This is a genomic window from Nonomuraea sp. B1E8 (assembly GCF_039871515.1).
Taxonomy (GTDB): domain Bacteria; phylum Actinomycetota; class Actinomycetes; order Streptosporangiales; family Streptosporangiaceae; genus Nonomuraea.
This window is the reverse complement of sequence record NZ_JBDPLS010000016.1, coordinates 60,694-85,226: the sequence shown is the minus strand read 5'-3', so window position 1 is coordinate 85,226 and position 24,533 is coordinate 60,694. Positions and strand designations below refer to the sequence as shown.

The window sequence follows — 24,533 nt, the reverse complement described above, 5'->3', positions numbered from 1 at the left end:
TCCTTTCCGCGAACCGACGACGAAGTGGTACGCCATGTGCTCCATCGGAGTGAACACCTGGGTCTGGGTCTCCCCGCTGACCGACGACGACCTGGCGCGGCTCGCGCCCCGCATCGCCCGGTGGGGTTTCGACGTCATCGAGCTGCCCGTCGAGCGACCCGGCGACTGGAACCCGGACAAGGCCGCGGCGGTGCTGGCCGAGCACGGGCTGGCCGCGTCCGTGGTGCTGGTCATGCCGCCGGGGCGCGAGCTCGTGGCCGCCTCCCCGGAGACCGTCCGCGACACCCAGGCCTATCTGCGGCACTGCGTCGACGTGGCGGTGACCGTCGGCTCCCCGGTGATCGGGGGGCCGGCGTACGCGTCGGTCGGCCGTACGTGGCGGCTCTCGCCGGACGAACGCCGGAGGGTCTACGCGGAGTTGCGCGAGCATCTGCGGCCCGTCCTGGACCATGCGGCCGAGCGCGGGGTGAAACTCGCGGTCGAGCCGCTCAACCGGTACGAGACCAGCCTCCTCAACACCGTCGAGCAGGCGCTCGACGCGTTGCCCGAGGACTGCCACCTGGCACTCGACGTCTACCACATGAACATCGAGGAGAAGGATCCCGCCCAGGCGGTGCGGGTCGCGGCGGATCGCATCGCGCACGTGCAGGTGTGCGGCACCGATCGCGGCACGCCGGGGGCCGACCGTTTCGACTGGCCGGGCTTCGCCCAGGCCCTGCGCGACGCCGGCTATCAAGGGCCGCTCGTCATCGAGTCGTTCACCGCGCACAACCAGACCATCGCCACCGCGGCCTCCATCTGGCGGCCCCTCGCGGAGAGCCAGGACGCGCTGGCCGTGGACGGCCTCGCCTACCTACGCGCCCTCTGACACCGATTGAAAGTTTCATACTTATCTCGCCGAGAAGAGGGCGTTGAGACGGCTTCGGCATCATCGTCACCGCCTTTCACCTGTTGATTCCCGCGATCGCCGCTGAAACGCCTACTCGGCAGGTGGAAAAGATGGGGTTCAATGCCCTAAATAAGCATGCTTAAGGGTACGTTTGCGAGCCGAGACGACGCATGTCCTCCTTCGTCGCCCTCCGACTCGGACCGTTGCCAGCACCCCCTCAGGAGATCCTTCATGCGAAGATCACGCCTGTTCACCGCCCTGGTCGCAGCCTTATCGGGGCTCGTGATGTCCTTGTCCCCGCACGTGGCGCACGCGGCCGCACCGCAGTTCAGGGTGCTGCTGTTCACCGAGACGGCGAGCGGCGCCTTCCGGCATGACTCCATCCCCGCGGGCGTCGCGATGTTCCAGCAGCTGGCGATCGACCACGACTTCCAGCTCGACCACAGCGAGGACTCCGCCGTCTTCACGACCGCGACGCTGAACACCTACGACGCGGTGATCATGTTCCAGACCAGCGGCATGGTGTGGGACAACGACGCCCAGCGTCAGGCCTTCCAGGCCTACGTGCGCAGTGGCCACGGCGTCGTCGCGATCCACAACGCCACCGACATGAACATCGAGTCGCAGTTCCCCTGGTGGGACCAGGTCGTCCTGGCCGGCGCCCACATGACCGCTCATTCGGCGATCCTGCAGGGCACCGCCAAGGTGGCCGACAAGGCCCACCCCTCCACGAAGGGGCTGCCGGACCGGTGGGTGCGCCCGGAAGAGTGGTACAACTTCGACAAGAACATGCGGGGCTCGGTGCACGTCCTGGTGACCGCGGACGAGACCACCTATGACGCGGGGCCGAACAAGATGGGCGCCGACCACCCGATCTCCTGGTGCCACAACCCGGAGGGCGGCCGGGTGTGGGCCACCGCGATGGGCCACCAGGCCTCCTCCTATGCGGAGCCCCTGTTCAGACAGCACCTGCTGGGTGGGGTGCAGTGGGCGGCGGGCGCGGCGCCGGGTGACTGCGGCGCCACGGTCGCGACCCGGTTCCAGAAGGTGACCCTCGACGGCGCCCCGGACCAGCCGATGGAGCTGGACGTGGCCGCCGACGGCAGGGTGTTCTACATCTCGCGCTCCGGCAAGGTGAACATGATCCCCGCCAACGGCGGAGGCACGCGCGTCATCGGCACCCTGTCGGTGTACGACGGCGGCGAGGACGGCGGCATCGGGCTGGCGCTGGATCCGGACTTCGCCACCAACGGCTGGATCTACGTCAACTACTCCCCGTCCAACGGCGGTGAGGTGAACCGGGTGTCGAGGTTCACCTTCAACGGGACCAGCCTCGACCTGGCGAGCGAGAAGAAGATCATCGAGATTCCGGCGTACCGCAACGTCGACGAGCCCGGCCACACCGGCGGCTACCTCGCGTTCGGTCCAGGCGGGAACCTGTACATCGGTCCGGGCGACGACACCAATCCGAACGGGTCCAGCGGCTACGCCCCGATCGACGAGCGGCCGGGCCGGGAACACTACGACGCCCAGCGGTCCTCGGCCAACACCAACGACCTGCGCGGCAAGATCCTGCGCATCCATCCCGAACCCGACGGCACCTACACGATCCCGGCCGGCAACCTGTTCGCGCCCGGCACCGCCAAGACCCGGCCGGAGATCTACGCGATGGGCTTCCGCAACCCGTTCCGCTTCTCGGTCGACCAGGTGACGGGCTGGATCTCGGTGGGCGACTACGGCCCGGACGCCGGCGCCGCGAACCCCAGCCGCGGTCCTGAGGGCACCGTCGAGTGGAACCTGATCAAGCAGCCGGGCTTCTACGGCTGGCCGTACTGCGTCGGCAACAACCTCCCGTTCAACGACTACAACTTCGCCACCAACACCTCAGGCGCGAAGTTCAACTGCTCGGCACCGGTCAACGACTCGCCCAACAACACCGGTCTGAGCAATCTGCCCGCGGCCAAGCCCGCGACCGTGTGGTACAACTACCACGCCTCGGCCGAGTTCCCCGAGATCAACTGCTGTGGCGGCGCCGGCCCGATGGGCGGCCCGTTCTACCACTACGACCCGGCCAGCGGCTCCGACCGGAAGTTCCCCGCGTATTTCGACGGCACGCCGTTCTTCTACGAATGGAGCCGCAACTTCGTCAAGGAGTTCCGCCTGGACTCCTCGGGTGACCTTCTGAAGATCAATCCGTTCGTGGCACAGCTCGCCCCGCGTGCGCCGATCGACATGAAGTTCGGTCCGGACGGCGCCCTGTACATGGCCGACTGGGGCAACGGCTTCGGCCACGCGAACACCGACGACAGCATCTACCGCGTCGACTACGTGGCGGGAAACCGCGCGCCCCTGGCCAAGGCGAGCGCCAGCCCCGACTCGGGCACGGCGCCGCTGACGGTGACGTTCTCCTCGGCCGGCTCGTCCGACCCCGACGGCGACGTGATCACCTACGCGTGGGAGTTCGGCGACGGCGCGACCTCCGCCGGCGCCAACCCCTCCCACACCTACGACACCAACGGCACCTACACGGCCAAGCTGACCGTACGGGACTCCGGCGGGAAGACCGGCAGCGTCACGTTACCCATCGTCGTCGGCAACACCCGCCCTGAGGTGGCCTTCTCGGCCCCACCCGACGGCGGTTTCATCGACTTCGGCGACGAGGTGGACTACGCGGTGAACGTCACCGACGCCGAGGACGGCGCCGCCGACTGCACCAAGGTCAACGTGATCACAGCACTCGGCCATGACCAGCACGCCCACGACACCGGCCAGTACACCGGTTGCTCCGGGACGGTCACGACCACCGCCTCCGGCCATGACGAGGCCTCCGACGTCTACTACGTCCTGTCCGCCGACTACACCGACAGCGGCGGCCTGAAGGGCTCCGCCGGCATCACCCTGCAGCCGAAACACAAGCAGGCCGAGCACTTCACCGGCTCGTCCGGAATCCGCGTCATCGACGAGCCCGGAGCCGAGGGCGGCAGACGCATCGGCGACATCTCCAACAATGACTGGATCTCCTTCAGCCCGGTCAACCTGTCCGGGATCGACACGGTGTCCTTCCGAGTCTCGGCACCGTCCAACACCGGGGCGTCCATCGAACTGCACGCCGACTCGCCGACCGGGCCCCTCCTCGCCTCCAGCCCTGTACCGGCGACCGGGGGATGGAACACCTACGTGTCGCTGCCCGCGGTGCAGGTCACCGACCCCGGCGGGACCCGCGACGTCCACGTCGTGTTCAAGGCGCCGTCAGCGAACTCGTTCGACGTGGACTCCATCACCTTCAACGGCACGGGCGTCGGGCAGGGTGACGGTTCGCCTCCCGGCAGCACGAGTGCGTTGCGGGGTGTGGGGTCGGGCCGGTGCCTGGACGTCGACGGCGCCTCGCAGGCCAACGGTGCTCCGGCGCAGATCTGGGACTGCCACGGGCAGGCCAACCAGCAGTGGACCTCCACCGGTGCGGGTGAGCTGCGCGTCTACGGCGGCAAGTGCCTGGACGTGAACGGGGCCGGGACGGCGGACGGCACCGCGGTGATCATCTGGGACTGCAACGGCCAGAACAACCAGCAGTGGCGGCTCAACGCCGACGGCAGCATCACCGCCGTCGGGGCGAACAAGTGCCTCGACGTCAACGGCACCGCCAACGGCACCAGGGCGCGCATCTGGACCTGCACCGGAGGCGCCAACCAGCGCTGGACCCGCGCCTGATCGCATGTGACGTCCGACCCCTGGAGCCGGCCCGCCGTGCTGTGGCCGGCTCCAGCGTCCTTGCGCGATCAAGCGGCCTGTGACACCGCTGACCAGGGGTCGCCGTCCAGCGGGGTGAGCTCGAACACCGGGTGGCGGCCGGCCTCGGCGATGAAGTCCTCCACCGGAGAGTCCCTGGTGGCCTGGAAATACGGTCGGGCGGGGGCCGAGAAGCCCACATAGCGCTTCAGAACGGGTCCGGCCTCCATGGGCGCGAGTTCCCGGATGGTGTAGGCGCGTGCGGTGAACCGGCGGCGCAGGATCACCTTTCCGGCGGCGCGAGCGTTGAGCACCCAGGAAACCGCCCCATAGGGGGCGACCAACCAGCGCCTGCCCTCGTGTTCGACGAGTGCCACCGGCTGGGTGCGCAGGCGGCCGCTCTTGCGGCCCCGGGTGGTCAGGAGATGGCCACGGGGGATCAGGCCCGCGCGGATGAGCACGCCGACGATCGTGTTGCCCGCCCGGACGATCCGGCCCGCAGGGTACGGTCTGGTCGGCCCGGCGGCCCTGCCGGAGTGGCTGGCGGCCATGTCATGCGCCTTTCATCGGTCGTGTCATGGGGGCGGCCAGGGTGCCGCCGGGCAGCCGGACCTCGTCGGGACGTCTGGTCAGCGCCCGCACGGTGGCGCCTGCCGCCGTCAGTTCGTGAACGACCCGGCCGCCTATCCGGCCGGTGGCCCCGGTTACAAGTTTCACGTTCTGTTCCTTCCTCAGATGTTCAGCAGAGCGATGCTGTAGGCGACGATCCAGGAGGCCCAGCCGAGCCAGCCGAGCAGGCCGGTCACCGCGATGCGGTTGGTGCCGTCGGCGTTGTAAGGGGCGGCCGTGGAGGAGACGAACAGCAGGGCCGCGCTGATCCAGCCCAGCCACGCGTGCCAGGCGGGGATGAACGCGAGGCTCACGCCGGCGGCGGTGAAGCCGAGCACCGCGATGGCCAGGAAGACCTGGTTGAACCCGAACAGCACGGTGCCGAACGTCCACAGCCCGGCCACCGAGCCGCGATGATGCCGGGCGGCCGCGGCCGCCCCGAACCGCAGCGATTCGACCACCATGAAGGTGGCGTTCTGCATGAGGACGCCCGCGAAGCCGACCAGGGCCCAGGCGTTGCCGCCGGTCTGGTCGCCTCGCCAAAGCGCCGCGAGCAGGCCGGCGGCGAACAGGGTGGTGAACAGCCAGGCGGCCGGGGCGAAGACCGAGGGCGCGTTGATCCGCTTGCCGATGCCGGCCAGCGCGTCGGTGACCGCGTCCAGGGATTGGCCGGAGGTGGGCTGCGGGAGTCCGACGCGGACGTAGAAGACGTTGATGACGATCGCGAGCAGGACGAATCCGATGCCTGCGACACCCGCCAGACTGGTGGTGGTCACGCTGACCGCCAGTTGGATTTACGATGCATATATTGAATATAAGCTACGGAAAGACCGGGTGCAATCATGGAGGACGAGACAGGGCGGCGTCGCTACAACTCGCTGCGCCGCGTGGCGCAGGCGAAGCAGACGCGAGCGGAGATCGCCGACGCCGCGCGCCGGTTGTTCCTGTCGCAGGGATGGGCGGCGACTACCGTGCGCGACGTCGCCCGGGAGGCCGGGGTCGCCGTCCCGACCGTGTACGCGGCGTACCAGAACAAGGCGGGGCTGGTCTGGGCGCTGGCCGACGCCGCGGACCTGTCCGCGGACGTGCCCCAGATGATCGACGAGCTGGAGGCCACCACCGACCCCCGGCGGCACCTGGCCGCGATGGCCGCCTACGACCGGCGTCTTTTCGAGCGCGCGGGCGATCTCATCGTTCTGATACGTGACGCGGGCCGTACCGAGCCCGATTTCGCGGACTTCTATCTGCGGGGCCGGCGACAGGTCGGCGAGTACCGCACCCAGGTCTTCTCCTCCTGGCCGGACGGCACGCTCCGCCCCGGACTGGACGTCCCCACCGCCATCGACATCTACGCCGCCCTGTGCAACATCGACGTCTACACCACCCTCCGCATCGAACGCTCGTGGTCGCCCGACCGGATCGAGTGCTGGTGGGGTGAGGCGCTGGCCCGCGAACTGCTGAGCCGTTCGACCGGCACCCCGTGAGATCAGATGCCCAGCAGGGCGATGCTGTAGGAGAGAATCCAGGCCCCCCACCCGAACGCGGCGATCAAGCCGGCCAGCGCGAAGCGGCTGGCGCCGCCGACGGTGTACGGAGTCAGCGAGGAGAAGACGATCATCAGCCCGGCGGTCAGACAACCCAGCCAGGTGTGCCAGCCGGGGATGACCCCGAGGCTCGCGCCGGCGACGGTGAAGCCCAGTATCGCCATGGCCAGGAAGACCTGGTTGAAGCAGATCAGCGCATCGGTCAGCCTCCACAGGCCCATCACCGAGCCGCGGTCATGGACGGCGGCCGAGGTCATCCCGAACCTGAGCGCCTCCGCCGCGGTGAAGACGACGTTCTGCATCAGGACGCCCGCGAAGCCGGCCAGGGCCCATGCATCCGTCCCCATGTCGCCGCGCCACAACGTCGACAGCAGTCCGGTGGCGAAGGTCGTGGTGGACACCCAGGCGACGGGCACGACCACGGAGAGCCTCTTGAGCCGGCCGCCGATCGCGGCGAGCGAGTCGGTGATCGCCTCCATGGACTGACCCGCTGCCGGCGCCGGGAGGCCGACACGGATGTAGGCGAAGTTGAGGACGATCAGCATCAGAACGAACCCGACACCGCTCATGGCCGCCAAGGTAGTGATGGCCATCGCCACCTCCCATTGATTTGACGTTACCTCTATTGAATATCACACAGGTGAGGTCGATGGGCGACCGTAACGGAACGGCCTTGACTCACTGGCGCCCAGCCCACTCCGCGACCCCGCTCCGGGGTGCCCCTCGAGTGGTGCCGCCGGCGGCGTCGGTGGATGGTTTCGCGCAGGTGGTTGCGGATGGAGTGCAGCGGTCGTCGTGCGTCCGCGTCGAGCCGAAAAGCACGGTCCGCCGGACGCGCTTGGTCTGAGGTGGTTGTGATCGACGGCCAACCGCGCCGTCGCCGATCCCGGTGGAACCTCCCGATGGCCACCAACGATCATCGAGAGGTGCACCGAGCACACCGTGTCGGCGGAGTTCGAACGGCGTCTGGTCGACGAACTCGACATGGACACGCAGTGGCTCATGCACCACCGCCAGTTCGTCCTTCCCCGCCCGCCCGATCTCCCCGCTGAACACCTGGCTGCAGGGCGAGTCCTACTTCAGCACCACCGCCACCGCCGCCGGCGCGATCGGCTCCTGCACCACCACCTGGTCGCTCACCTTCACCAACGGCACCTACACCCCGGCCGGGATCAGCTACGACATGAGCGAGATCCGCTGCGACAACGCCACTGCCGGCAACGCTGCCGTCGGATGCGTGGTGCCGTGGTACGCCTCAGAACTCGTCTACAGCCAGAGCTCCTACCCCTCGCTGGCCTCTCACGTGTCCCGCGCCCAGGCCTCGGGACTGCCCGGTGCCACCTTCGACGCGCCGCTGACCCGTACCACCAACGAGACGATCATCAACACCAACCGCAGCCTCGCCTGCGGTGACGCGCCGTCCATCAGCGGGTTGAGCTGCGACGAATACCCCATCGCCCGCTCCTACGAAGGACTCAGTTCCGGCGGCACCAGAAGGACCTTCGACAACTGCAACTTCAACCTCCCCGGGCAGACCGGCCCGACCGGCGTCTCCGTGTGCATGATCACCGCCACCGAGAACAACGCGCAAGGCGGCCTCAACACCCAGTTCTTCCGTCGCGAGCGCGTCCTGGACGGCGACCCCTTCCGCGTCACCGTCGGTGCATGACCCCTCCTGGTGGGCCATGACCAGCTGAGCACGTAGGGACTCACCTCCTGCCGCGTCGCCGCCCCGTACAGGAGCCGGTGCGGCAGGGTGAGCCCCGCACAGGGCGGGCAGGGACAAGGATGTCCGGTTCGGGTCGGCGCCCTGCGCCGGCCTCGTCAAGGGAAGGCACAGGCCATGATGGACGCCTCGGCCGACGTCCGTGTGAGTGACCACGCATTCGGCTTGCTGGACGGCGGTGACATCCCGATCGAGACGGCCGACTACTCCAACGGCCTCATCGTGCTCATGTCCGCCGGAGCGCTCCTCTACACCGGGATCGACACCGGCATCGTCCACGTCGGCCTCACCCTGGCCGCCCGGCCACCCGGCGACCTCGCCCCCGACGACAACCGGGGAGCCTCCTGGGAGGACATCGTCGAGGCGAGCGTGCACGCTCCCCGTGGCCGGTTGCGCCTTGAGTCCCTGGACGCCGGTCCGGTGACCGACGTGCCCCTGCTCAGCGGGGACGGGCCCGGCTGGTACCGGGTGCGCGCCTTCGTCCGCGGCCGCGACACCCGCTTCGACGCCGTCGACGACGCTCCCGTTGAGGAACATCACCTGCAGCTGTGGCCGGCGCCACCGGCACCGGCCGTGCTCATCCGGACCACCGACCGGTGCGGCGCCGGGCTGCGTTCGGCGCCGGCCACCGCACCTGCCGGGCCTCCGCTCCGGCAGCAGGCGGAACAGCAGACCAGGAACCGGCTGGACCAGGCGATCCGCAGGGCGACAGGCCGGCCGCCCGCGTGACCCTTCTTCTCACTGGGGGCGAGGGAACGCGAGCCGCCGGCAACCGCGCCGCCTTGACCATGCGATCGTGGGTCATGCCAGAACAGACCTGTCCACCCTGGCACAAGAGGGCCTCAAGAAGCACCGGTCACCGCGGGCAGGGCGTAGAGGTTCCCGTTGGAGCTGCCGACATAGACGAAGCCGTCAGCCACGACAGGGACGGTCGTGGCGGCGCCCCCCGTCCGAAACCTCGATCGCACCGTGCCGGTGGCCGGGTCGAGGGCATAGAGCGTTCCCTCGCGGTCGGAGACGTGGACGGTTCCGGCCGCCGCCACCGGGCCGGCGTCGCGGCCACCGGGCAGCGGGAGACGCCAGCGCATCGTGCCCGTGGCGGTGTCGAGCGCGTACAACGTATGGTCGCGGCCGGCGGTGAACACGAGCCCGTCCGCCACGGCGGCACTCCACGTGAACAGGGGCTGGTCGCCCTTGGCCGGGAATTCCCACAGGCGGGCGCCGGTGGCGGCGTCCAGCGCGTGGGTGGTGCCCCCGTCGTCGCCCACGTACACGGTCGTGCCGGCCACCATGGGTCGGGAGGAGATGGCGCCGTTGATCCGGGTCCTCCACCGGACCTCGCCCGAGACGGCGTCCAGGGCGTTGACGTCGCCGTTGCTGCTCGTGGTGTAGACGGTTCGGCCGGCCCGGAGCAGGAGGATGCGGTCGTGTTCCGCGCCGAGCCGGTGGCGCCGCTTCTCGGTTCCGGTGGCGGGGTCCAGGGCGTACATCACGCCGTGGTCGCTGCCGGTGAGGACGATGTCGCCGGCCAGGACGGGCTCGGGGTTGAGCATGTCGCCCGCCGGCTCGAAGCTCCACAGCCGCCTCCCGGAGGCGGCGTCGAGCGCGACGAGTTCGGCCTTCAGGGACCAGGCGGGGTGCCTGGTCCACAGGTAGAGGCGGCCCGCCGCGACCACCAGGTCGCCGACTACGATGATCTTCCGGCTCCACCTCGGGCGGCCGGTGGAGGCGTCCAGCGCCACCACCCTGCCGGTGCTGCCGGCCGCGTACACGGTGCCGTGCGCCACCACGTGGTCGTCGACCACGGGACCGCCCGTCCGATAGCGCCACCGCACCGCGCCCGTGGCGGCGTCCAGCGCGGACACCGTGCCGTCGCGGCTGGTGGCGTAGACGACGCCGCCGGTCACCACCGGCGCGCTACGCACGGCCGCGTCGGTCGGGAAACTCCACCCGCGTTCGCGCACGGCGGCCGGAGCCCGGGCACCCGGCTCGTACCGGGCGAGCAGCCGGTCGCGCAGCAGCGGCGACAAGAGCCGCACCGCCTGCCGCGACGACGAGGTCAGCCGGACGATGACGGGGCCCACGTTGATGATCGTCGCACCGTAGGAGCCGTTCGTCTCGTGCACGGTGGAGGACAGGAAGCCCGGCGCCTCGGTGGTGGGGTCGAAGTCGCCGGTCTCCTTGATGGCGGCGGTCTCGGCGGCGTACAGCCTGCGCGCGCTCGCATGCGACGACGACACCCATTCCACGGACACCGTGACGACGGCGCCGTCGTCACGCGGCGGTATCCAGTCGCATCTCGCCGCGCCGTCCGTCGCGGGGGCCGCGCGGTAGCCGTCCGCGAAGACCGCCAGGTCCCGGCCGGTCAGCAGGCCGCAGGCGTCCGGCCAGGCGGTCTTCGTGCGGGCGGTCCCATAGATCAGCCTGTACGCGGTGAGCCGCTCGTCCCCGGGGACATGGCTGAGCACGAAGGCCAGGTCCTGGCTCGCCCCGGCGAGGGAAACGAGGTGGGCGGGCAGGTCGACGGGCAGCCCGGCGAGCCGTCCGGTGCCGGGGTCCACGGAGATCAGGTAGGCGGGCAGCGGCCAGGTGGAGTCCATCAGGGTACGGCCCTGGTCGTTCGCCACGGTGAAGGAGCCGGCGTACAGGGGCGGGTTCCAGCGGTCCGGATCCGTGACCCTGGCGGCTTGCGAGCCGGTGGGCAGCAGGCGGCCGTCCGGCCCGAAGAAGAAGTCGTCCTCACCTGCCCTGGCGCGCGCGTACCCTTCGGCGTTGGCCGTGAGCCCGATCGGCGGGCCCCCGTCCTTGGGGGAGGCCGTCGACGGCAACAGGCGCGTCCACACCTGCCGCAGGGTAAGCGGATCCATCGAGGCCAGCCGCAGTTCGTTGCCCTGGCAGTAGCTGAGCAGGCGCACCGATCGGGCCGTCGCGGCGCCGGTCAGCCGGCAGCTTCGCGGGTAGGTCATTCTGGCCGTGGTCGCTCCGGTCCGCGCATCGAGGGCCTGGATGTCGAGGGGTTCGTCCGGCCGCTCGAACACCACGATGCCGCGCTCGGTCGCCATGATCCGCGGGCCGTGGTAGAAGCCGGTGTCGCCGAGCCGGGGCTGACGGCGGTCGGTGGTGATCGTGCGTCTCCACAGCGGCGCGCCCGTCCCCAGGTCGTGGCCGTACAGGGTCTGCTGGGCGCCGTTCGGTTCTCCTCTGGCGACGGCGAGCGTGCCGCCCGCGATCCAGACGCCGGTGACGGGCGAGGGCCGGGCCGGGTCGGCGGGGATGGTGCGCTGGAGCGCGCCCGTGCGCGGGTCGTGCACGCGTACGGTGCCCTGGCGCGTCGCCACGGCGACCGCCCGGTCGGACACGGCGTGGCCCGGCGCCCCCAGGAACTCGACGCCGTTCTCGGCGTCCGCGGGCACCGACCACAGCGCACGCCACTCGACGGGTACGCGGGCAAGCGTGGTGTCCACGGCCGCGGCCGGGCAGGCCGCCAGGATGACCACGAGCAGCGTCGCGGCTGACCAGTACCGGCGCGGGGTCAGCACTTCCCGGCCTTGGCGAGCTTCCGTTCGATCGCGCACGCGCCGCTCCTGGAGATCGGCTGCCAGCCGCCGAGCGGGGAGGTCGTGTAGTAGGCGCGGTAGGAGCCGGCGGTGCCGGTCACCCGGAACGGGGTCCCGTCCGGCCCCTGCACCGTCACCTGCTCGGTCCGATCTCCTGCGAGCACGGTGATGAGCAGGTCGAAGGCGTAGTAGGCGGCCGTGCCCGTGACCGTCAGGGCAAGCGTGACCCGTTCATCCCGTTTGAGGTCGATCTGCTTCTTCTTGAAGTACGAGATGTCCGGATCTTCGGGAGAGGTGAAGCGGGGTGCGGGTGCGTCGAGGTCGGCGGAGAGTTCGACGGTGGCGGCCTCTCCGGCGGGGCTGTAGACGAACAGCGCGCCGTCCGAGACGGGCTTGCGGTCGAGGACACGCGGCCGGATGTCGACGATGCGCAGGCTGCTGCGGTTGCCGACGAGGACGACGGTGAGGTCGGCGGTCTCCAGCGGGGCCCGGTCGTGGCGCGCCATGACCGCGTCGCGTTGCGAGCCGGACGCGCTGCCCAGCAGGACCGCCCGGTCCGCCGGGTCGGTCACCGCTTTCCGCAGGGCGGTGTCCTGCGCGGCGTGGTCGACGGCCACGTGGCCGACCGTGATCGGGGGCTCGCCGCTGATGCCGTCGACGGCGTCGGGGCCGCTCGTGTTGTACCAGGTGGAGAACACGACCCCGACGGCCGCGACGATCACGGCACTGACGATTCCCGCCAGCCACGTCCGCATGGCCTTCCACCCTCCGGCCTCCTCGGCCGGGGTGGCGGATGCGGCACGCCTCTTCTGGCGCGCTTTGGCCATGGGGCGCCCCTTCGTCGGCGGTGTGCGGCAGCTGATTTATAGCTGATGGGGTGGCCGCGTGGCCGCGCCGTTGACGAATTCGGTCTGGGTTCGCCCCATGGCCCACGGCGCGGCCCGCCCATCCCGCCGACCGGCCGCCGGTCAAGTCTCCCGGGTCAGGAACCGGTGGAGGCTCCGGCAGGCCCGGGTCAGCGAGGCCGAACCGCGCCTCTTCGCATGGGCCGCCACCTCGGGGATCTCGCCCCGCGCGCCGGCCCACGTGGCGATGTCGGTGGCCAGGACGACCGCGTCGGTGTGCTGGCGCCGGGCCCGCTCGCCTTCTCCGGGGAGGTGGACGGCCAGAAGGTGACGCAGGATCGTCCATACCTCGGCGTGCGCGCCCTGCCTGGCGGCCAGCTCCAATGAGGGCAGCGCAGGGCCGGTCTCGTAGCGGGTGCGGCGGCCCAGCAGACCCAGCAGGCGGCCCGTCTCGGCGGCCGGGAGCGCACCCTTGGCCGCCAGCTGGAGCAGCGGGGGCACCGCGTCGTCTCCCTCCATGGTGAGGAAGTACGCCAGGACCAGGGCCGTCGCCGGGCCGGACGCGCCACCGGCCAGGGCCAGGTTGCGGAGGTCGTCGATCGCGATGTCGGGCGGGTGGAAACGGTCGATCAGACCGATCGCCAGGTGGGCCGCCGCGAGCTCCCGGTGGTGGGGCGTCATGCCGGGCCAGAAGGGACGGCTCACGCGCCGGAACGGGCGCATCACGGGCGTGGCCAGCAGGTCGTCGAGATGGGGGAGACCGGTGGACTCCACGGGCCGCCAGCTCACGTCGGCGATGCCGCGCTGGTCGAGGACCTGGTCGTCGTAGGGCACGACGTGGGAGCCGAGGTCAAGGGACCAGGTCAGCTCGACCTCCGGGGGTGGAGGCGCGCCGCGCTCGAACCGGCGGGCCACTGCCGCAGCGGCCGCCGAGCCGCTGCCTCTCGCGCGTTCTGCCAGGTCGGGGGCGGGATCCGGCGGGAGGCGCAGCAGGGCCTGCGCCACGTCCAGCGGGAGCGGTTCGCGGCCGGATTCAGCGCACACGGCCAGGCGGTCGAGCAAGGTCTCGGGGTCGAGGTGGCCGTCGGCGCGGGTAGGGGTGGCCAGCAGCACCGGGGGCAGAGCTCCGGCCTTCGCCGCGCGCAGGAGTTCGTCGAGGCGCGACAGGAGGAAGGCGTGGGGGCGGGCACACTCCCGCAGGTGGGGGAGACGGTTCCAGGAAGCGGGCCCCGGTCGTGCCGTCGGGTCGTAGAGATCGGCCTGGACGTCGACCGTCCGCAGGATCTCCTCCTGTACGTAGCCGGGCATCTCGTGGAGCGGCACGAGCTCGCGCAGGCCGGGGAACAGGCGGAAGGCCGTGGCCGCGACGTTCACCATGCTGTCGTACAGGGCCTGGCCGAGATCGCCGGACAGGCCGGGCAAGGCCTGCGCCGCGTCGTCCCGCTGCTCCTCGGAGATCGTCTCGCGGGACGACGGGCGCCACGTCGGCGGACGGGACGCGGGCGGCCCCGGATCTTCGCCGGGGTTGACGAGTTCCCTGGCCAGCGCGGTGCACCAGTCACGAGGGGAGTGCCAGGCCGGCGCGTCGTAGAGCACCGGCCGCAGGTGCTCGCCGAACCGCCGGGCCAGCGTTTCCTTCAGGGAGCCCGGGTTCGTGTGCGCCTCCCGCGCGACCGCCGCCAGCCATGCCTCGACCTCGATCCAGCCGATCTCCTCCAGCGGGCCGCTCTCCGGACCGGAGGTGGGGAACGGGCCCGGGATGGTGGCCTCGGGCCGGTGACCGGGGGTGAAGTCGCTGGCCCAGCCTTCGACGAAGCGTTCGAAGAGCGGCCGGGCCGAGGCCGGGGGCAGGTGTTCGGCCGCCTCCAGGATCGGGGCGGGGTCGGTGAGGTGGCCGGCGTGCCTGAGGGTGAGGGCGATCGCGCGGTCGCGCACCTCGTGGGAGGCGTGCGCGTACGCGTTGGCCAGCGCGGCGACGTGGCCGGTCACCCGTTCCGGATGGTGGCCGAGGTCGTGGTCGAGCCAGGTCAGGCCCTTCACGGCGAGCTTGGCCTCGCGGCGGAAGGTCAACGCCTCGATGGCCTCGGCGACGTCCGCCGGGTCGAGCAGGGCCCGGCGCACCTGCCGCAAGGCCAGCTCGGCCACCGGGCCAGGCGCGGCGGGCAGCAGACGCAGGTAGTCGCGCGACCGTCCGGCCGACTCCTCCGGCGTGGGCGCCACGAGCGTGTGCAGCCGGACGAAGAAGCGCAGGTCGCGCGCGTCGCCGCCGAGCAGGAACCGGCGCACGCAGCCGGTGATGATCTGCTCGCGCGGCAGCGTGCGGGCGGCCAGGGCCAGCCAGCGGGACGGCTTCGGGGTGAGCGTCTCGCCGGCCAGCGCCCGGCCCGCACCGGCCGCCTCGAAGATCTTCGCAAGCAGGTGGGGCGTCAGCGGGTCCCCGGCCACGCCCGCCGCCGACAACCAGGCCGCCACCAGCGGCTCGTGGTCGGGTGGGGTGACCTCGCCGTCGCGCAGCAACTCCAAGGCCAGCGGCACGATCCGGTCGTCGGGACGGCGGATGCGGCGCGCGAGGCGTACCGCCAGGTCGGCGCGCCAGGCCACCGGGCGACCGGAGATCGCCCTCACCAGCCGGTGCGGGCTCGGTGCGTCGGCCCAGCGGGCGTTGAGGTCGCGCTTCATCAGCCAGGTGGCCGCCCCGGCCGGGCCGGGAAGGGTCGCCGCGCCCACCATCATCAGCGCCTCGAACGGGCTGGTGACCTGGTCGGAGCCCGGCAGCGGGCTCTCGCGGAGCTCGGCGAGCAGGCCCGGCAACGCGGAGGCGACGGTGGCCCGCTCGGCGCCGGTGAGCTCCGGCAACCGCGACGCCAGACCCTCGGCGTCGTGGCGGAGCACGAGATCCCTGATCTCGGTACGGATGTCGTCAGAGGTCATGACGCGGCCCCGGTGAGCTGGGCGTGCAGGCGCCTGCACTCGTGGACGAAGCGGGTCGTCCGGCGGCTGCGCGCGAACTGGCCGATGACCGGGATCTCGCCGCGCGCGCCGGTCCAGCGTGCCACGTCGGCGGCGAAGGCGACGAGTTCGGCGTGGGTCACGGTGACGCGCCGCCCCTCGCCCGGCAACATCCCGGGCAGCAGAGCACGCACGATGCGCCACACCTCGTGGTGGCCGCCGGCGTCGGCCAGCTCGGTCAGGGCCGCGATGGCGGGGCGGGTCTCCCGCCAGGTGCGGCGCAGCACCAGCGCGAGCTGGCGGCCCATCGCCTCGGCGGGCAGCTCGCCCCTCGCGGCGATGTTCAGGATCAGCGGGATCGAGCCGGGCACGCCGCCGGCCAGGAGGAAGGCGAGGATCACCGCCGTGGACTCGCCCGTCGGGCCCTGGGCGATCTCCAGGCCGGTGATCTCCGCCGGGGTCGCCCCCGCGCCCCAGCGGCCGCGCAGCAGGAAGGGCAGGACGTTGACGGCCACGACCTCGCGGTGCGAGGGCAGCACGGCCGGCCAGGCCATGAACGTGCCGCGCGACTCGTCGACCGTCCAGTCGAACGGCTGGCGCAGCAGCACCTCGTCGATCAGCCGATGGCCGGTCGGGGCCGTGGTCCGCAGCACGGGCTGCAGCCTGACCTCGGTGAAGTGTTCGGGTTCGCCGTCGCCGAAGTCCACCATGGACGCGCCGACCATGTGGCGCCACACGTGGCCGCACTCGGGGTCGGCCAGGCCGTCACCGGCGAGCCAGCGGGCGGCCGAGCGCGCCGCCTCCGAGTCGACCTTGGCGGCCCGGTCGGCCGCGGCCGGGTGGCTGCCCCGGGGCAACCGCAGCAGCGCCTGCGCCAGGTCGGCCGGGGGCGGCTCCACGCCGGCGGCGGCGCAGGTCTCCAGCCGGTCGACCAGCACGTCGGGGTCGAGGTGGCCGCTCGTCCAGGTCGGCGTGGCCAGCAGCACCGGCGGCAGGGTGCCGTCGCGGAGGGCTTCGGCGAGCTCGGCGTAGCGGTGCAGCAGGAAGTCGTGAGGCGGGGAGACGCCATTGGGGTGGGGCAGCCGGTTGCGCCGCCGCCACTCGTCGTGCTCGGGCAACTCCCTGGGCATGTAGGAACGCAGCCTGGGCGGGACGAAGCCGACGGTCACCTGCACGAGCGGCTCGCCCGGGTTCGGCGGGGGCACCTGCTCCCCTGCCCGCATCGCCGCGATCCGGTCGGGGTCCACGCCGAGCTCGGCCATGCGCTCGTAGACGTCGTGCAGGATGAAGGACGGCATGGCCTCCTCGGAGTCGTCGTACACGACGCCGGGCCTCGCCCGCACGGGATGGAGGCGATCAGGCAGGCCGTCGTCGTAGCCCTCCTCGTCGTCGGCGCCGGCATGCCATGGCTGCTCGTCGTCGGCAGGGGAGTCGTTCAGGTGGATCCGGCCGTTGGCGAAGGGGACCTGCCGGCCGCCCTCGTGTGCCACCGCCCCCTCCGGGCCGTCGTCGCTGGTCCAGGTGATGAAGAAGGCGCGCAGCGGGGTGTCGTCGTCGAGGTAGCGGCCAGGCCGGTAGGCGCCGCCCACCATGATCCGCCGGGGTGACGGCTCGGGGTCGGGCTTCTCGCCACGGGTCAGGACGCGTACGCCCGCGGAATGGCTCGCGGTGTCCCAGAACTTCTCCGGCCCGATCGGTGGCAGCTCCGGCACGCTGCCGGGAGTGACGAGCTCGGCCGACAGCGCCGACTGCCAGTCGCTGGGGTGGAGACGCACGTCCAGGGACTGCCAGTAGCCGTGGTCCTGCTCGACGTGGGGCTTGAGCTCGTGGCGGAGTTTCGCCCGGTCACCGGCGATCCCGGCGACGAAGGCCGCAAGCCAGCGCTCCTGCCCGATCCAGTGCTCGTGGTGGCCGGGGGAGAGTGATGGCTCGGGGAAGCGCCGCGCCTGCGGCGGCTCGGGCAGCGGCGGGAACTCCTTCTGCTCCGGCACTTCCTCGACCGGGATCTCCCCGCCGAACCGCTCGGCCAGCTTCGCGCCGAGGTCGGCCGGGAGGTAGCGGACGCCGTCGAGGATCGTCTCGGCGTGACCGGTGAACAAACCGGCGTATTTCAGGGTCAGCTCGACCGCGCGCTGACGCACGTCGAAGGATTTGTGCGCGTACGCCGTGGTCAGCGCGGTCACGAAATCGGCGGCCGCCTCCGGCGTGGCCCGGAGCGCCTGCTCGAGCCAGCGCAGGCCCGTGGCGGCGAGCTTGGCCTCGTCACGGAAGGTGAGCGCGTCGACCGCCTCGACCAGGTCGGCGCGGTCGAGCGGCATCGCCCCGCGCACCTGGGCGGCGGCCAGCTCGGCGACCGTGCCCGGAGCCGACGGCAACAACCGCAGGTAGTCACGCAGGCGGGGGGCGCACTCCGCGGGCGTGGGGTCGAGGAGGGTGTGCAGCCGGACGAAGAAGCGCAGGTCCTGCGCCTCGCCGCCGCGCAGGAAACGGCTCACGCAGCCGTCGAGCGCCTGCTCCCTGGGCAGCTCGCGGGCGGCGGCGGCCAGCCAGCGGGTCGGCCGGGGCTCCAGCCGCTCGTCACGGAGGGCGCGACCCGCGCCGTCAGCGGCGAAGACACGAGCCAGCAGGACCGGGGTCAGCGGGTCATCGGCCACGGTCGGCGCGGTCAGCCAGGCGGCGACCAGCGGGTCATGGTCGGGCGGTACGGCGCCGGACTCGCGCAGCAGCGACACGGCCAGCGGCGCGATGCGGTCGGCGGGGCGGCGCACCCGCTGAGCCAGCCGGACCGCGACATCACGACGCCACTCCAGGGGCCGGGTGGCCGCCACCCGGCACACCTGGGCGACGTTGGGGTCTCCGGCCCAGCGGCGGTTGACGTCGCGGCCGGTCATCCACGTCACGGCGGCCGCCGGGCCGGTGATGACGCCGACACCGGTCAGCAGCAGCGCGTCGGCCAGTCTGTCGAGCAGGTCGCCGACCGCCCAGGAGTCCATCTCCTCGAGGTCGCCGGGATGCTGGGCGCGCACCTGCTCGGTGCGGGCGCGGCGCAGCTCCTTGATGAGGCCGGGCAACTGCCCGCTCAGCTCGGCGCGCTCGTCTTCTGTGAGCGTGACCAGCCGGTCGGCCAGGCGGGTGACCTGGTTGCGCGTGACCAGGTCGCTGATCTCCGTCCAGAGGGTCATCGGGAGACCTCCACCGCGGCCCCGGCGACGATCCGGGCGGCCAGCACGTGTTTGCACGGCCCACGGGAGCCGCGATGGTCCCACCACCACTCGCAGGTGCAGGAACCGTCGGCCAGCGAGACCCTGCGCGTGCCGCCCGAGGTGCGGACGGTGGCCGACGCGCCTTCGAGGTGTACGGCGCCCGCGCCGACGAGCTTGCGCGCCTTGGCCAGCCGCGGGTTGAGCAGGTTCACGGTGTCCTTGTCATAGGGGAGCTCGCGGTGGAAGTGGGCGGCCTCCGACAGGTCGTAGCCGACCCGGCCGGCGACGCCGAGCTGCGTCAGCGCGGCCCGCACCCGGTCGGCGGGGATGCCCGCGCGGTCGGCCAGCAGGCCGATCTCGACTTCGGGCTCGAAGTTGAGCAGCATGCCGACGACGTCGGCGTCGTTCTCGGCCTCGTCGGTGGCCAGGTCGTCGAGCACCGCGCCCTCGCCGGAGAAGCCGCGCCAGCGCTCGGGCGAGAGCGTGAGCGTGTAGCGCATGCCCGGCAGCTCCAGCTCCCAGGCGCTCGAGGCGGCGTCGGACGGGCCGTAGACCCGCAGGGACTTCGCGAAGCGCAGCAGCGGCAGGAGGGTGCCGAGCCGGTTGGGGCCGGCGAGCCGGACCGAGCCTGGGACCTGGCGGTCGGAGACCTTCAGCTCACGCCCCGCCTGCGCCACCCACACCGTGCCCCTTCTGGGCAGCCCGCGCAGGAACCGCACCGCCGCCATGCCGGCCAGCTCACCGCGCTGGTCCATGCCCGAGGCGATGACCTGGACCTCGGCGAACCCGCGTAACCAGCGCTCGGGCAGCGGCACCTTCTTCTCCACCACCGCGCCGTCCGACGTGGTCACGACCAGCTCGTCGAGACCCACCCCCAGGTGCAGCGGGTCACGCGCGCCGATGCGTGCCAGCGCCTCCCGCAGCGGAGCGTTGACGTCGACGTTGGTGGTGCCGCGGTCGAACACCTCGCCGTCGAGCGAGCCGCTCAGCAGGTCGAGCCGGGAATAGACGCCGCCACAGGCCGAGAACGACTCGAAGCGTAAGCGGTCTCCGTTGCACGTCACCACCGGGTCGCGCACCCAGCCGGGCCGCGCCTGCGGCTGGTGGTAGCGGGCCAGCGCCACATCGGCGACGCCGAGCAGGGCGGCCGCGGCCGGGGCCGCCTGGGTCACCACGCCGCTGAAGAACCGGGGGGCCACGGCGGGGCCGGACAGGGCCCGGCCGCCGGAGGTCGCGAGTCCGAGACGACCGTCGACAAGGGAGGAGGGCGCGGCGTAGGTGTACGCCTGCGTCGATGAAGTCATGGCCGGGACAGTAGATCGTCCTACCGACATTTAGCGTCGGTCATGGAGCTGACCGAGGCATGCCGGGCTCGCGCTGGCATCGTAGGAAGCACGAGTGGCTTGCAGAAAGCCCGGCTCTGTCATGGTCGGGTATCACATGCGGCCAGTACGCGTCGTCGTCCAGGGCGCTCGGCTCAGGACTCGGGAGTGATGCGCAGGGCGTGCGGGGACAGGCTCGCCTGCAGCCGGAGGCCGCCGATGATCGTGGCCCGCTCGCTGGCGGCGTTCTTCTCGGCCCAGCTCCGCGCGCGCTTGCGCAACTTCGGCTGCGGAACGAGGGCCGCGTCGGCCATCGTGGCGAAGACCGTGGTGCAGGCGTCTTCGTAGGTGCCGAGATGGCAGGTGGCCTTCACCACCCTGATCTTGTCGGCGGCGTCGTACTCGATGTCCACGTACCTGCGCCCGTCGTCGCCCGGCGGCTGGCACCGCATGTGCTGCTTGGCCCTGCTCCACGTGTCCGGGTTGCCGGGTTTCCTGGCGCACGTCCAGGAGTTGGCCTTCTTCATCCAGTCCTCGACGATCAGGGACAGGGTCACGCCGGGCAGGTACTGGTCGCCGACATCGGGGAAGTCGTCGGTGAAGGCCGGTGCGGCGGTGCTGCCCCGTACTTCGGTGGTGAGCATGCCCACGGCGCCTCCCAGCACACCGCCCAGGACGAGCGCCGCGATCACGACCCCGGCCAGCGGCAGGAGCAGAGCCTTCCGCCGGGGCGGCGAAGGCGCGGGGGACGGGGCGTGCTGGAAGGGGAAGGGAGGCGGGGGCTGGACCGGGCGCCAGCCCGTGCCGTCCCACCAGAACCTGCCGTCAGGGGAACGCCGGCCCGTGGTCATGTGGGAATCCTGATGTCGAGTCGGACGTGGGCCTTCTCCGACGTCCGCAACACGTACGTGTAGTCGAGGATCGTGGCCTGGGTGTCCTTGCCGGCCTCTGTCTGTGAGGTCAGCCAGTTACGGATCTCGGCCGTGGCCGCCGGGTCGTCCCGGTAGGGGAGGACGGCGAACCAGGTCAGGTAGGCCAGACCCGCCTTGGTGAGCGGATCTTCGTCGGCGTGGAAGACCCTGGGGGAGAGGCGGTAGACACCCCCGTCCGAGGATTCCACCCACACCTCGAAGTGGATCGAGCCCACCACCATCTCGCACATCCAGGAGCCACGAGACTTGTCCTCGCAGGTGTGCCCGCGGCTCCGCAACGCGTCGAGCAGCGCGGACGTCTCGAGCCCTGGGATGCAGTCACGCGAGCCGCAGGACTGCGTCACCTGGCCGGCGCGCAGGTCCCGGGCGTACAGGTACGCGCCGGCGCCGGACGCGAGGAAGGCGGCCAGACCGGCGACGAGGATCAGGATCCAGCGGGAGCGCGTGCCCACCTCACCCACCGTTCCGCACGAATGCGGTCCACCGGCCGCGGAACGCCGACGCGGACAACCCGAGCACGTCCCTGGCCATCCCGTCGAAGATCGGCAGCTCGAAGAAGGAGGCGCCGGTGCTGGGGCGCTCGATCACCCGCGCGTACAGCTCCACCGCCGCCTCCCGGCCCTTGAGCCGTTCGGCCAGGCTGAACACCGACGAGCCGAGATCGTAGTTGAAGTGGATGTCCTGGCCGTAGAAGTCCTTGTTCGAGGGCGGCGCGCCGCGGAACTTCCCGGCCCGGACCCCGGCCGCCACACCCGCCCGGACCTGCGCGGCCCTCGCCTGGTTGCCGATGGTCTCCGTGTACCGGGCGAAGCCTTCGATGGCCCAGGTCGGCGGGCCGAGCCCGCCGATGTCGGTCATCGTGGCCCGCGCGGTGACCGCGTGCGCCAGCTCGTGGCGGATGGTGCTCGCCGGGTCGGCGTCCTGGTGGTTGCGCAGGTTCACCACGATGCGGGAGGCCGCGTACTCGCCCTGGTAGAGCCGGCCGTTCTTGCCGACGCCCCGTTCGCGGATCTGGAAGCCCAGGATGTCGGGGTTGAAGGTGCCGGCGGAGCCCAGGCCGAACCACCGCCGGTAGTTCGCGGCGTCGCGCGTGAAGAACAGGACGTGTCCCGGGTACGTGAGCCGGTCGCCCCACAAACGTTCGAGCATGCGCAGTTCCCGTTCGGCGGCGGCCGCGTACCGGCCCAGGTCGCCGGCGCTGCGGTCGCCCGCCAGCCACACCTTCTCGCCCACCTGGACGACCTTCAGCGGGTCGGTGTGCCACGGCGCCTCGGCCGGCGGTGCGCTGCCACTCGGGTTATCCCTGGTCACGCGGGTGATGTCGGTGACCACGTCGTCCTTCATCCGGTAGACGAACGACTCGGCGGGCGCGATGTCCCCCGGCCCGGCGTCCGCGGTCAGCTTCAGCACCCGGATGACCGGCTTGAACTGGCTCTCCCCGCCGGACATGCGCTGCTCGATCGTCGGTCCGGTGAGGTGGCGGACGTCGTCGAGCTCGAACTGGCGCAGATTCGCGAAGACCAGCTTCTCGTACCGCATCAGCTTGTCGTTGGACGTGTCCAGACCGGCCAGGTACGCATCTTCGTCACGGTCCTTCAACGCTTTGGCCCGGCGCTCCAGGAACGGTCGCAGACGCTGCATGCCCGAACTGCCGGAGTCGTAGTCCTCGCTCTCGATGAGCGGCCCGCGCTGTCCGCCGCACCCGGCGACCAGCAGCCCTCCGGCCAGCAGCACGGCACGTCTCGACCACGCCGCGTTCGTCTCCGGCATCCTTCCCCCACGGTTCACGGCCGGCCTTCGTCCGCGACCCGCCCCTCACGAAAGGCAGCGACCGCGGAGCGGTGTGACGAAGTGAAAGACGGGCACACGCGCGGACAGGCGGCCCCCTCGACGACTGTGCGGGAAGTGACTCTAGTGAGGCACCCGCATGACGGTCATTGACCGTCAGCGCATGAACATTGGCACCCGGCGCAAGCCGCGGCCGGAGGTCCGGCCGCCCGCGTGCTCACGCGCCGCCGTCCCTCTCACGCGGCGCGGCCGGGTGAGAGAAAGCGCCCGCCGGATGATGCCGCGTAATGAGAGATCTCCGGTATTCGCCAGGGGGGATGCCGTACGCCCTCTTGAAGGCGCGGTTGAAGGCGGCGGCGTCCCGGAAGCCCCAGCGCCCTGCGATCTCCGCGACGCGGCGCAGGTCGTGGCGGGGATCGGCCAGGTCCGCGCGACAGCGCTCCAGCCGCTGGCGGCGGATGTACTCGCTGACGGTCTGCCGCTCCTCCTGGAAGACGTGGTGCAGGTGGCGTACGGAGATGTTGTGGGCGGCGGCGATCGCCGGCGGAGTCAGCGCCGGCTCTCCGAGGTGCCGCCGGATGAACATCTTGATCTCCCGCACGAGCGCCTGGCGGCGAGTCGCCTCCGGGACCATGCGCGTCGCGTCGGCCAGCCCCGCCAGGAAGACGGTGGCGAGCTCGCTCGCCACCTTCCCCAGCGAGGCGTCCTCGGCGGAGCCCAATGCCCCGCCCTCCCGGATCAGGCCGCGAAGGAACTGGGCGAGCAGCGCTCCGGACCCGCGGGCCGACGACACCGGCCGGCCCACGTGCCGGCGTAACCGCTGCTCGGGCACGGGCAGCGCCCGGCGCGGCAACTGCAGCGAGATGATGCCGGACAGGCCGCCGTCAGGGCAGAGCACCCCGCTGTCGTACGGCCGGGAGGTGTCCAACAGCACCAGGTCGCCGACCGTCAGATCGGCCGTGGAGCCTCCTTGCTCCAGCCACTTCGTCCCGGTGCACACGAGCGCCACCCACCACTGCTCCGGGTCGGACTGGCGGATCATCCTGGAGGTGCGGAGCGTGCGCAGGTCGGGGTACCTCGGCGCCGACACGGTGATCTCGCCCAACTGCAGCAGTCTCAGCGCGGCAGGGAAGTCGGCTTCGTGCTCGCTGCTGATCCGCGTGGGCATCAGGTGTTGCCCGACGAGAGCGCACCATCCCTCGAAACGTTCGACAGGAGGCAAATGCGAGCTGCGCCACTCGAACACATGGCTCCTCGAGATTTCCGCGATGCCGCAGGCCGTCGTGGTCGACATGGCCGGCGGGAGAGCACCCGACCGGCAGCCGATGCACGCGCTCATCCGCCGTGTGATCGTACACGAACGTGCAATCAGGCGGCCTTTGTCCGACCGCCGCGGAACGCACCCGGGCCCGGACAGAGCGCCGGCCCAGGATGATCGGGGTC

At 71.4% G+C, this 24,533-nt stretch carries 18 protein-coding genes; 5 read left to right on the top strand and 13 right to left on the bottom strand.

All coding sequences use genetic code 11. The features are described from left to right. Nucleotides 1-34: 34 nt before the first annotated feature. Both ABGA98_RS38555 and ABGA98_RS38550 read left to right on the top strand, forming a co-directional pair. The gene (locus tag ABGA98_RS38555) at nt 35-868 is read left to right on the top strand and encodes a sugar phosphate isomerase/epimerase family protein (protein WP_347623397.1); all 834 of its coding nucleotides are present in this window, start codon (nt 35-37) and stop codon (nt 866-868) included. A gap of 252 nt (nt 869-1,120) precedes the next feature. Next, entirely contained in the window at nt 1,121-4,597 is a 3,477-nt protein-coding gene (locus ABGA98_RS38550; RefSeq protein ID WP_347623396.1) for a ThuA domain-containing protein, read from the top strand. A gap of 68 nt (nt 4,598-4,665) precedes the next feature. On the opposite strand, the gene ABGA98_RS38545 is transcribed toward ABGA98_RS38550, so the two are convergent. From ABGA98_RS38545 to ABGA98_RS38535, 3 genes are read right to left on the bottom strand one after another with little or no spacing between them, the layout of a single operon-like run. Then, nucleotides 4,666-5,166, bottom strand: a complete 501-nt coding sequence (locus ABGA98_RS38545) for a nitroreductase family deazaflavin-dependent oxidoreductase (RefSeq protein ID WP_347623395.1) — start codon at nt 5,164-5,166, stop codon at nt 4,666-4,668. 1 nt (nt 5,167) lies between these two features. Next, entirely contained in the window at nt 5,168-5,332 is a 165-nt protein-coding gene (locus ABGA98_RS38540; protein ID WP_347623394.1) for an NmrA family NAD(P)-binding protein, read from the bottom strand. Nucleotides 5,333-5,346: 14 nt separating this feature from the next. Next, entirely contained in the window at nt 5,347-6,000 is a 654-nt protein-coding gene (locus ABGA98_RS38535; RefSeq protein ID WP_347623393.1) for a hypothetical protein, read from the bottom strand. Between the two features lie 66 nt (nt 6,001-6,066). Between ABGA98_RS38535 and ABGA98_RS38530 the strand changes: the two genes are divergently transcribed. Continuing rightward, nucleotides 6,067-6,708, top strand: a complete 642-nt coding sequence (locus ABGA98_RS38530) for a helix-turn-helix domain-containing protein (protein ID WP_347623392.1) — start codon at nt 6,067-6,069, stop codon at nt 6,706-6,708. Between the two features lie 2 nt (nt 6,709-6,710). On the opposite strand, the gene ABGA98_RS38525 is transcribed toward ABGA98_RS38530, so the two are convergent. After that, nucleotides 6,711-7,337 carry a hypothetical protein gene (locus ABGA98_RS38525; RefSeq protein ID WP_347623391.1) on the bottom strand — a complete coding sequence of 209 codons (627 nt, stop codon included), beginning with the start codon at nt 7,335-7,337 and terminating at the stop codon, nt 6,711-6,713. A 320-nt stretch (nt 7,338-7,657) separates the two neighbouring features. Between ABGA98_RS38525 and ABGA98_RS38520 the strand changes: the two genes are divergently transcribed. Both ABGA98_RS38520 and ABGA98_RS38515 read left to right on the top strand, forming a co-directional pair. After that, entirely contained in the window at nt 7,658-8,437 is a 780-nt protein-coding gene (locus ABGA98_RS38520) for a hypothetical protein (protein WP_347623390.1), read from the top strand. Nucleotides 8,438-8,611: 174 nt separating this feature from the next. Further along, on the top strand, nt 8,612-9,223 hold the full coding sequence (locus tag ABGA98_RS38515; RefSeq protein ID WP_347623389.1) for a hypothetical protein: 612 nt from the start codon (nt 8,612-8,614) through the stop codon (nt 9,221-9,223). Nucleotides 9,224-9,336: 113 nt separating this feature from the next. Here ABGA98_RS38515 and ABGA98_RS38510 read toward each other — a convergent pair whose 3' ends face one another. The 9 genes from ABGA98_RS38510 to ABGA98_RS38470 all read right to left on the bottom strand — a co-directional run bounded on the left by ABGA98_RS38510 (nt 9,337) and on the right by ABGA98_RS38470 (nt 24,384). Continuing rightward, a complete protein-coding gene (locus ABGA98_RS38510; protein WP_347623388.1) occupies nt 9,337-12,069 on the bottom strand; it encodes a PQQ-binding-like beta-propeller repeat protein in 2,733 nt (910 codons plus the stop codon). Continuing rightward, nucleotides 12,027-12,878 (bottom strand): hypothetical protein, encoded by an 852-nt coding sequence (locus tag ABGA98_RS38505; protein ID WP_347623387.1) that lies wholly within the window; start codon nt 12,876-12,878, stop codon nt 12,027-12,029. Before ABGA98_RS38505 ends, ABGA98_RS38510 begins: the two co-directional genes overlap by 43 nt. 141 nt (nt 12,879-13,019) lie before the next feature. Beyond that, nucleotides 13,020-15,827: a hypothetical protein gene (locus ABGA98_RS38500; protein ID WP_347623386.1), complete on the bottom strand. Its 2,808-nt coding sequence runs from the start codon at nt 15,825-15,827 to the stop codon at nt 13,020-13,022. Beyond that, nucleotides 15,824-19,027, bottom strand: coding sequence for a DUF6493 family protein (locus tag ABGA98_RS38495; RefSeq protein WP_347623385.1), 3,204 nt, complete (start codon nt 19,025-19,027; stop codon nt 15,824-15,826). Before ABGA98_RS38495 ends, ABGA98_RS38500 begins: the two co-directional genes overlap by 4 nt. Beyond that, on the bottom strand, nt 19,024-20,352 hold the full coding sequence (locus ABGA98_RS38490) for an SWIM zinc finger family protein (RefSeq protein WP_347623384.1): 1,329 nt from the start codon (nt 20,350-20,352) through the stop codon (nt 19,024-19,026). Before ABGA98_RS38490 ends, ABGA98_RS38495 begins: the two co-directional genes overlap by 4 nt. 173 nt (nt 20,353-20,525) lie before the next feature. Further along, nucleotides 20,526-21,221, bottom strand: coding sequence for a hypothetical protein (locus tag ABGA98_RS38485; protein ID WP_347623383.1), 696 nt, complete (start codon nt 21,219-21,221; stop codon nt 20,526-20,528). Next, the gene (locus ABGA98_RS38480) at nt 21,218-21,754 is read right to left on the bottom strand and encodes a hypothetical protein (protein ID WP_347623382.1); all 537 of its coding nucleotides are present in this window, start codon (nt 21,752-21,754) and stop codon (nt 21,218-21,220) included. The genes ABGA98_RS38485 and ABGA98_RS38480 overlap by 4 nt, the downstream gene beginning before the upstream one ends. Nucleotide 21,755: 1 nt before the next feature. Next, nucleotides 21,756-23,072, bottom strand: coding sequence for a hypothetical protein (locus ABGA98_RS38475; protein WP_347623381.1), 1,317 nt, complete (start codon nt 23,070-23,072; stop codon nt 21,756-21,758). A 235-nt stretch (nt 23,073-23,307) separates the two neighbouring features. Further along, the gene (locus ABGA98_RS38470; protein ID WP_347623488.1) at nt 23,308-24,384 is read right to left on the bottom strand and encodes a helix-turn-helix domain-containing protein; all 1,077 of its coding nucleotides are present in this window, start codon (nt 24,382-24,384) and stop codon (nt 23,308-23,310) included. Between the last annotated feature and the right edge of the window lie 149 nt (nt 24,385-24,533).

Excerpts from the sequence above, each read along its gene's own strand:
- ABGA98_RS38555 (WP_347623397.1), top strand. The coding sequence starts at position 35 with ATGTGCTCCATCGGAGTGAACACCTGGGTCTGGGTCTCCCCGCTGACC.
- ABGA98_RS38550 (WP_347623396.1), top strand. The coding sequence starts at position 1,121 with ATGCGAAGATCACGCCTGTTCACCGCCCTGGTCGCAGCCTTATCGGGG.
- ABGA98_RS38545 (WP_347623395.1), bottom strand. The coding sequence starts at position 5,166 with ATGGCCGCCAGCCACTCCGGCAGGGCCGCCGGGCCGACCAGACCGTAC.
- ABGA98_RS38530 (WP_347623392.1), top strand. The coding sequence starts at position 6,067 with ATGGAGGACGAGACAGGGCGGCGTCGCTACAACTCGCTGCGCCGCGTG.
- ABGA98_RS38525 (WP_347623391.1), bottom strand. The coding sequence starts at position 7,337 with ATGAGCGGTGTCGGGTTCGTTCTGATGCTGATCGTCCTCAACTTCGCC.
- ABGA98_RS38515 (WP_347623389.1), top strand. The coding sequence starts at position 8,612 with ATGATGGACGCCTCGGCCGACGTCCGTGTGAGTGACCACGCATTCGGC.
- ABGA98_RS38505 (WP_347623387.1), bottom strand. The coding sequence starts at position 12,878 with ATGGCCAAAGCGCGCCAGAAGAGGCGTGCCGCATCCGCCACCCCGGCC.
- ABGA98_RS38500 (WP_347623386.1), bottom strand. The coding sequence starts at position 15,827 with ATGACCTCTGACGACATCCGTACCGAGATCAGGGATCTCGTGCTCCGC.
- ABGA98_RS38495 (WP_347623385.1), bottom strand. The coding sequence starts at position 19,027 with ATGACCCTCTGGACGGAGATCAGCGACCTGGTCACGCGCAACCAGGTC.
- ABGA98_RS38490 (WP_347623384.1), bottom strand. The coding sequence starts at position 20,352 with ATGACTTCATCGACGCAGGCGTACACCTACGCCGCGCCCTCCTCCCTT.
- ABGA98_RS38485 (WP_347623383.1), bottom strand. The coding sequence starts at position 21,221 with ATGACCACGGGCCGGCGTTCCCCTGACGGCAGGTTCTGGTGGGACGGC.
- ABGA98_RS38475 (WP_347623381.1), bottom strand. The coding sequence starts at position 23,072 with ATGCCGGAGACGAACGCGGCGTGGTCGAGACGTGCCGTGCTGCTGGCC.
- ABGA98_RS38470 (WP_347623488.1), bottom strand. The coding sequence starts at position 24,384 with ATGTCGACCACGACGGCCTGCGGCATCGCGGAAATCTCGAGGAGCCAT.